This is a genomic window from Amycolatopsis sp. NPDC049159 (assembly GCF_040648295.1).
In the GTDB taxonomy this organism is placed as follows: domain Bacteria; phylum Actinomycetota; class Actinomycetes; order Mycobacteriales; family Pseudonocardiaceae; genus Amycolatopsis; species Amycolatopsis pretoriensis_A.
The window spans coordinates 100,650-107,623 of record NZ_JBEZDL010000024.1; the positions used below are offsets into that span (position 1 = coordinate 100,650).

General features: G+C 72.7%; 7 protein-coding genes. 5 read left to right on the top strand and 2 right to left on the bottom strand.

Translation table 11 applies throughout. The annotated features are described in order from the left end of the window. Positions 1 to 55 precede the first annotated feature (55 nt). Genes AB0B33_RS37415 through AB0B33_RS37430 form a run of 4 tightly spaced genes read left to right on the top strand, consistent with a single transcriptional unit; the run spans position 56 to position 3,592 of the window. On the top strand, positions 56 to 1,168 hold the full coding sequence (locus AB0B33_RS37415) for a Re/Si-specific NAD(P)(+) transhydrogenase subunit alpha (RefSeq protein ID WP_360780915.1): 1,113 nt from the start codon (positions 56 to 58) through the stop codon (positions 1,166 to 1,168). Next, positions 1,165 to 1,479 carry an NAD(P) transhydrogenase subunit alpha gene (locus tag AB0B33_RS37420; RefSeq protein WP_086679991.1) on the top strand — a complete coding sequence of 105 codons (315 nt, stop codon included), beginning with the start codon at positions 1,165 to 1,167 and terminating at the stop codon, positions 1,477 to 1,479. The genes AB0B33_RS37415 and AB0B33_RS37420 overlap by 4 nt, the downstream gene beginning before the upstream one ends. Then, entirely contained in the window at positions 1,476 to 2,864 is a 1,389-nt protein-coding gene (locus AB0B33_RS37425) for an NAD(P)(+) transhydrogenase (Re/Si-specific) subunit beta (protein WP_360780919.1), read from the top strand. Before AB0B33_RS37420 ends, AB0B33_RS37425 begins: the two co-directional genes overlap by 4 nt. Further along, the gene (locus AB0B33_RS37430) at positions 2,861 to 3,592 is read left to right on the top strand and encodes a lipoate--protein ligase family protein (protein WP_360780922.1); all 732 of its coding nucleotides are present in this window, start codon (positions 2,861 to 2,863) and stop codon (positions 3,590 to 3,592) included. The genes AB0B33_RS37425 and AB0B33_RS37430 overlap by 4 nt, the downstream gene beginning before the upstream one ends. Positions 3,593 to 3,610: 18 nt before the next feature. On the opposite strand, the gene AB0B33_RS37435 is transcribed toward AB0B33_RS37430, so the two are convergent. Then, positions 3,611 to 4,039 carry a histone-like nucleoid-structuring protein Lsr2 gene (locus tag AB0B33_RS37435; RefSeq protein WP_360780925.1) on the bottom strand — a complete coding sequence of 143 codons (429 nt, stop codon included), beginning with the start codon at positions 4,037 to 4,039 and terminating at the stop codon, positions 3,611 to 3,613. 133 nt (positions 4,040 to 4,172) lie between these two features. On the opposite strand from AB0B33_RS37435, the gene AB0B33_RS37440 reads away from it, so the two are divergent. Further along, positions 4,173 to 5,567, top strand: coding sequence for an NAD(P)/FAD-dependent oxidoreductase (locus AB0B33_RS37440; protein WP_360780928.1), 1,395 nt, complete (start codon positions 4,173 to 4,175; stop codon positions 5,565 to 5,567). A gap of 1 nt (position 5,568) precedes the next feature. On the opposite strand, the gene AB0B33_RS37445 is transcribed toward AB0B33_RS37440, so the two are convergent. Continuing rightward, the coding region (locus AB0B33_RS37445; protein WP_360780931.1) for a hypothetical protein at positions 5,569 to 6,974 on the bottom strand (1,406 nt) is incomplete at its 5' end.

Sequence of the window (6,974 nt, forward strand, 5' to 3'; positions counted from 1 at the left end):
TGTCGGTCCGGCGTGGTACAACCCTCGGACCGTGCCTCGCCGATGAGGAGGTCGTGTGACGGACAGCGAACAGAGTCAGCAGCTCACCGTGGGTGTGGTGACCGAGTCACGCCCGGGGGAGCGCCGGGTGGCGATGGTGCCCAAACTGGTCGGGCGGCTGGCGCAGCGAGGGCTGCGCGTGGTCGTCGAACCGGGTGCCGGGGCCAGGGCGCACCTGAGTGACGACGCGTACACCCAAGCGGGCGCCGAACTCGGCGACGCGTGGGGCGCGCAGATCGTCGTGAAGGTCAACGCGCCCGCGCCGGAGGAAGTCGCGAAGCTGAGCCGGGGATCCGTGCTCGTCGGCTTCCTCGACCCGCGCGGCAACCCGGAGGGGCTCGCGAAGCTCGAAGAAGCGGGCCTGCGCGCGTTCGCGATGGAGGCGATCCCGCGGATCTCCCGCGCGCAGGCGATGGACGCGCTGTCGTCGCAGGCCAGCATCGGCGGCTATCGCGCCGTGCTGCTCGCGGCGCAGAAGCTCCCGCGCTTCTTCCCGATGCTCACCACCGCGGCGGGCACGGTCCCGCCGGCCAAGGTGCTGGTGCTCGGCGCCGGTGTCGCCGGCCTGCAGGCGCTCGCGACGGCGAAGCGGCTCGGCGCGCAGACCACCGGCTACGACGTGCGGCCCGAGGTCGCCGAGCAGGTCAAGTCGCTCGGCGCGCAGTTCCTCGACCTCGGCATCGAAGCGGTCGGCGAAGGCGGGTACGCCCGCGAGCTGACGGCCGAGGAGCGCGAGGAGCAGCAGCGGCGGCTCACCGAGGCCATCACGAAGTTCGACGTCGTGATCACCACGGCGCTGGTGCCGGGCCGCAAGGCGCCGACGCTGGTCACCGCGGACGCCGTCAAGGGCATGCCCGCCGGGTCGGTCGTGGTCGACCTCGCGGGCGAGACCGGCGGCAACTGCGAGCTGACCAAGCCGGGCGAGGACGTCGTGGAGCACGACGTCACCATCTCGTCCCCGCTCAACCTGCCCGCCGAAATGCCTTCGCACGCGAGCGAGCTGTACGCGCGCAACGTCACCGAGCTGCTGGAGCTGCTGGTGACGAAGGAAGGCGCGCTGGAGCTGAACTTCGAAGACGAGATCGTCGCCGGTGCCTGCGTGGCCGGGCGCGAAGGGAGCCCGGCATGAGTCCCCTGGTGCAGAACCTCGCGGTGCTCGTGCTCGCCGGGTTCGTCGGCTTCGCCGTCATCTCCAAGGTGCCCAACACCCTCCACACGCCGCTGATGTCCGGCACCAACGCCATCCACGGCATCGTGCTGCTCGGCGGGCTGGTCGTGCTCGGCCTCGGCGTCGACGGCGTCTTCAACAAGATCCTGCTGGTGATCGCCATCGCCTTCGGCACGATCAACGTCGTCGGCGGCTTCCTGGTCACCGACCGGATGCTGTCGATGTTCAAGGGCAAGAAGCCCGCTCCCGCCGATGAGGAGGAGCAGAAGTGACCGACTTCGTCGCGATCCTCTACATCATCGCGTTCGCGCTCTTCATCTACGGCCTGATGGGCCTGACCGGCCCGCGCACCGCCGTCCGCGGCAACTGGATCGCCGCGGTCGGCATGGGCATCGCGGTGCTCGCCACCCTGCTCACCCCGGGCATGGGCAACTGGCTGCTCATCGTCCTCGGCGTCGCGATCGGCGCGGTGGTCGGCGTCCCGTCGGCGCGCAAGGTCAAGATGACGGCAATGCCGCAGATGGTGGCCCTGTTCAACGGCGTCGGCGGCGGCGCGGTCGCGCTCATCGCGTGGGTGGAGTTCAACTCGACCGACGGCTACGCGCACGAACCGGCCTACATCGCGATCGCGTCCCTGTTCGCCGCGATCATCGGGTCGATCTCCTTCTGGGGCTCGAACGTGGCGTTCGGCAAGCTCCAGGAACTGATCAGCGGCCGCCCGATCAGCATGGGCAAGCTGCAGCAGCCGGTCAACGCGCTGCTCCTGCTGGTCGCGCTCGCCTGCGCGGTGGCCATCATCGCCGGCGGCGACTCCTGGCTGCTCATCGTCGGGCTGCTCGTCGCGGCGGGCATCCTCGGCCTGACCGTCGTGCTGCCGATCGGCGGCGCGGACATGCCGGTCGTCATCTCGCTGCTCAACGCCTTCACCGGCCTGTCGGCCGCGGCGATGGGCCTGGCGCTGGACAACACGGCGCTGATCGTGGCGGGCATGATCGTCGGCGCGTCCGGCTCGATCCTGACCAACCTGATGGCCAAGGCGATGAACCGGTCCATCCCGGCGATCGTCGCGGGCGGCTTCGGCGGCGGCCCGGCGGTCTCGGCCGGCAGCGGGACGAAGGAAGAGCGCCCGGTGCGCTCGACCAGCGCGGCCGACACGGCGATCCAGATGGCGTACGCGAGCAAGGTCGTCGTGGTGCCCGGCTACGGCATGGCCGTGGCGCAGGCCCAGCACACCGTCCGCGAGATGGCGAAGCTGCTGGAAAAGAAGGGCATCACGGTCGCGTACGCGATCCACCCGGTCGCCGGCCGGATGCCCGGGCACATGAACGTGCTGCTCGCGGAGGCCGACGTGCCGTACGAGCAGCTCAAGGAGATGGACGAGATCAACTCCGAGTTCGCCCAGACCGACGTCGCGCTGGTGATCGGCGCGAACGACGTCACGAACCCGGCGGCGCAGACCGACCCGAGCTCGCCGATCTACGGGATGCCGATCCTCAAGGTCAACGAAAGCCGGTCCGTGATCGTGTTGAAACGCGGCATGAGCTCCGGCTTCGCGGGTATCGACAACGACCTGTTCTACGATCCGAAGACCAGCATGCTCTTCGGGGACGCCAAGTCGTCGGTGGGCGAGATCGTGGAGGAACTCAAGGCGTTATGACGACCGGGTCGGATGTGCGTGCCGCGTTCACCGACCCCGCCGAGAACCTCGCGTTCGACGAAGCACTCCTCCGGGTTGCGCCCGAGTCACCGGTCCTGTGGCTCTGGCGCAACCCGGTTTGCGTCGTGGTGGGGCGCGGCCAGCGGATCGCGCGCGAGGTGCGCGTTCCGGAGTGCGAGCGCGACGGCGTCCCGGTGCTGCGGCGGGCCAGCGGCGGCGGCACCGTGTTCCACGACCCGGGCAACCTGAACGTGACCCTGGTGCTGCCCGGGCCGGCCGACCGGCCGCTGGAGGCGCTCGGCCAGGTGATGAGCGCCGCCGTCGACCAGCTGGGCCTGGTGCCGCGGATCGGCGACCGCGGGCTGTTCATCGGCGACGCGAAGCTGTGCGGGTTCGCCGTGTTCCGCACCAAGACCGGGCTGCTGGCGCACTCGACGCTGCTGGTCGAGACGTCGGCGGCGCTGGTCGGGCGCTACCTGACGAGCGCGCCGGCGGACCCGCGGCCCCTCGATTCGCACCGCAGCCCGGTCGCGTCGCTGGCCGAGCACGGCGTCCGGCCCGGCTTCCCGGCGGTCGAGGCGGCGGTGCGGGCGGCGGCGTCGCAGATCCTCGGGACCTTCGTGCCGCGCCCGCCGACCGAGGCCGAACGGACGCGGCAGCGGGCGTTGCTGCACACCCGCTACCACTACCCGTCGTGGCACGCGGACGGCGCCCAGCGCGCGACCTGACCGCTGTCTACAGTGGACTTACTCGGCGGCCGAAAACGTGACGCCGGGCACCTTCCGCGTCGTCGCGCGCGTCGTCTTCTTCGGCTCCGCCGCCTTCCGGGTGCGGGTGGTCTTCGCCGGCTCGGCCTTCGCGGTGGCCGTCTTCGCCTTGACCGCGGCCTTCGGCGCCGCCTTCGTGGTCTTGGCAGTGGTCTTGGCGGTCGTCTTCTTCACCGCGGCCTTCGCACGGGGCCGCTTGGCGCCCGGCACGATCCGCGGACGGCGCTTGCGGCCCCCGGTGCGGCGGCCGGCGTCGGCGTAGCGCTGCAGGAGCTCGCGCAGCGCGTCGGCGTTGGCGAAGGAGAGGTCGATGTCGTAGTCGATGCCGTCCAGCCCGAACCCGACCGTCTCCGCCGCGGCCTCGCCGGTCAGATCATCCAGCACCCGCACAGCCGTGTTCTTGGCCACGACAACCTCCCGTGCTCCGGTCTTCGCGCGCACCGGGCCGACGGCACCCGGTACCGCCGAGGAAAACTTGCAGCTTCCTGACGAGGATAGCCGCTGGCTTGCGCGATCCCGCGCGGTGGTGTGCGCTGAACCCATGGCTGCACAGACTTTTGATGTAGTGGTGATCGGCGCGGGCCCGGTGGGGGAGGTGGCCGCCGAACGGGCCGCTCGCGGCGGCCTGAAGGTCGCCCTCGTCGAGCACGAACGCTTCGGCGGCGAGTGCTCGTACTGGGCCTGCATCCCGAGCAAGGCGTTGCTGCGGCCGGGAAACCTCCTCGCCGCCGCCAAGCGTGTGCCCGGCGTGCCGGTCGGCGACCGGGTCGACCCGGCGGCGGTCTTCGCGCGCCGTGACTGGTTCACCGGCAAGGGCGACGACTCGGGACAGGTCGACTGGGCGCGCGGCGCCGGCATCGAACCGGTCCGCGGGCACGGCGCGATCACCGGTGAGCGGGAGGTGACCGTCGGCGGCGACCGCGTGCTGACCGCGCGGCACGCGGTGATCGTGTGCACGGGCAGCGTGCCCAGCACGCCGAAGATCCCGGGCCTCGACACGATCCGGCCGTGGGGTTCGCGCGAAGCGACGTCGGCGGAGTCGGTCCCGGCGCGGCTCGGCGTCCTCGGCGGCGGTGTGGTCGGTGTCGAGATGGCGCAGGCGTTCGCCTCGCTCGGCTCCGAGGTGCACCTGGTGATCTCCGGCGAGCGCCCGCTGCCGCGCAACGCGCACTTCGCCGGCGACCTCGTGCTGCACGGGCTGCGCGAAGCCGGCGTGTACGTCCACACGGAGTCGGGCGTCGAGCGGGTCGCCGCCGGGGCGGCCGGCACCGAGCTGACCTTGAAGGACGGCGAGACGGTCGTCGTCGACGAGTTCCTGGTGGCGACCGGGCGCCGTCCCGCGACCGCCGGGCTCGGCCTGGAGACGCTCGGCGTCGAGGCGGGCTCCGCGCTGGAGGTCGACGACACCGGCCGGGTGTCCGCAGTGGACGGTGGCTGGCTGTACGCGGCGGGCGACGTCACCGGCCGCGCCCCGCTGACCCACCAGGGCAAGTACGGCGCCCGCGCGGCCGGCGACACGGTGGCGGCGCTGGCGGCGGGGACCGAAGTGGCTCCGGAGCCGTGGAGCCGCTTCACCGCGACGGCCGACCACCACGCCGTGCCGCAGGTGGTGTTCACCGACCCGGAGGTCGCGGCGGTCGGGCTGGCGGACGCGCGGCCGGGGTCGGCCGACCGGGTCGTGGACATCGACATCGCGGTGGCGGGCTCGTCGCTGCACGCGGACGGCTACACCGGCAAGGCCCGGATCGTCGTCGACACCGAGCGGAACGTGCTGCTCGGCGTGACGTTCGTCGGTCCGGACGTCTCGGAGCTGCTGCACTCGGCGACCATCGCGATCGTCGGCGAGGTGCCGCTGGACCGGCTGTGGCACGCGGTGCCGTCGTTCCCGACGATCAGCGAGGTGTGGCTGCGGCTGCTCGAGGCCTACGGGCTCTGAGTCACTGCGTGGGCAGGTCGAGCGCCGCCTTCGCGGCGCGGCCGAGGCCGGGATCGTCCGGAGTGGACGGTCCCGGCGCCCAGACGGCCTGCACCAGCCGCACGGACGTGCCTTCGACCTTGGAGGCGTAGGCGGCGTTCTCGAAGCGCGGCGGGGCGGTGTCGCCCCACTTGCCGGTCTCGGTGGCGAGGTCGAGGATGCCGCCCCCGCCCGGCGTGTCCGCGACGGCCTTGAAGGCGGCCGCCTGCGAGGCGTCGGGGAACTGGACGATCCCGACGGTGACGGCCCCGGGCCGCCCGTCGACGGTCGCGGCGTAGCTGGCGCGCCGCACCCCGGAGCAGCTGGTCCGCTGCAGGCTGGCTTGGGCGTCCCCGAAGGCGTGCGATGCGCACCGCTGATCGGCGTCGGCGGCGCGCAGGGCGAACTGCAGGCTCTGCGCGGGAGCGGCGTTGCTCGGACTGGCCGGCGGCGGCTGGGTACCGGGCGTGGGCGGCCCGGTCGGCGCGGCGGCGGTGTCGTCCCCGGTGGTGGCGACGGCGATCGCGGCGACGACCAGGAGCACCAGCAGGCCGATGGCGCCGAGGGGGAGCCAGCGGACGGTGCGGGAGGTTTCTTCCGGTTGGGGCTGGGGTCGGGGTCGCGGCTGCGGCGAGGGCTGGGGCGTTCGTGCGGCGGGGAGGGGGAGCTTGTCGGTGCGCTCGGTGCGCTCGGTGTCCGGGGTGGACGGTGCGGGCTCACTCGGCCGGGTGGACTTCGGTGCTTCGGTGCCCGGGAACACCGGCGGTGCGAGGGGGAGGACTTCGGTGCGTTCGGTGTCCGCGAGCGCGAGGTCCGGAGCCGACGCGACCTCGGCGAGCGAGATTTCGGCGGCGATGGGGAGTTTCGGCTGCGGCGCGGGCTTGGCGGGCGAGGTATCGGCGGCGGGAGGTGCCGGCGCGGGATCGGCAGCTGCCGGTTCGGCGGTGGGAGGCTCGGGCACGGCTCCGTAAGCGGCGGACGGGCTCAGCACGGCCTCGGCAGACGGGGTTTCCGAGGTGGCGGGTGGGTTCGGCGTGGGCTGAGCGGCCGCGGTTTCGGAGGTGGTGGGCGGGTTCGGCGCGGCCTCGGCAGGCGTGGCGTCGGTGGCGGGAGATTCCCGCTCCGGCGCGACCTCGGCTTCCGCGAGCGGTGTGGCGGGCTCGGCGAGCGCGGGTTCGGCCGGTGGGAGTTCCGGCTCTGGCGCGACTGCTGTTTCCGCGAGCGGTGCGGCGAGCGCGGGTTCGGCCGGTGGGAGTTCCGGCTCCGGCGCGACTTCGGCTTCCGCGAGCGGTGCGGCGAGCGCGGGTTCGGCCGGTGGGAGTTCCGGCTCTGGCGCGACTGCTGTTTCCGCGAGCGGTGCGGCGAGCGCGGGTTCGGCCGGTGGGAGTG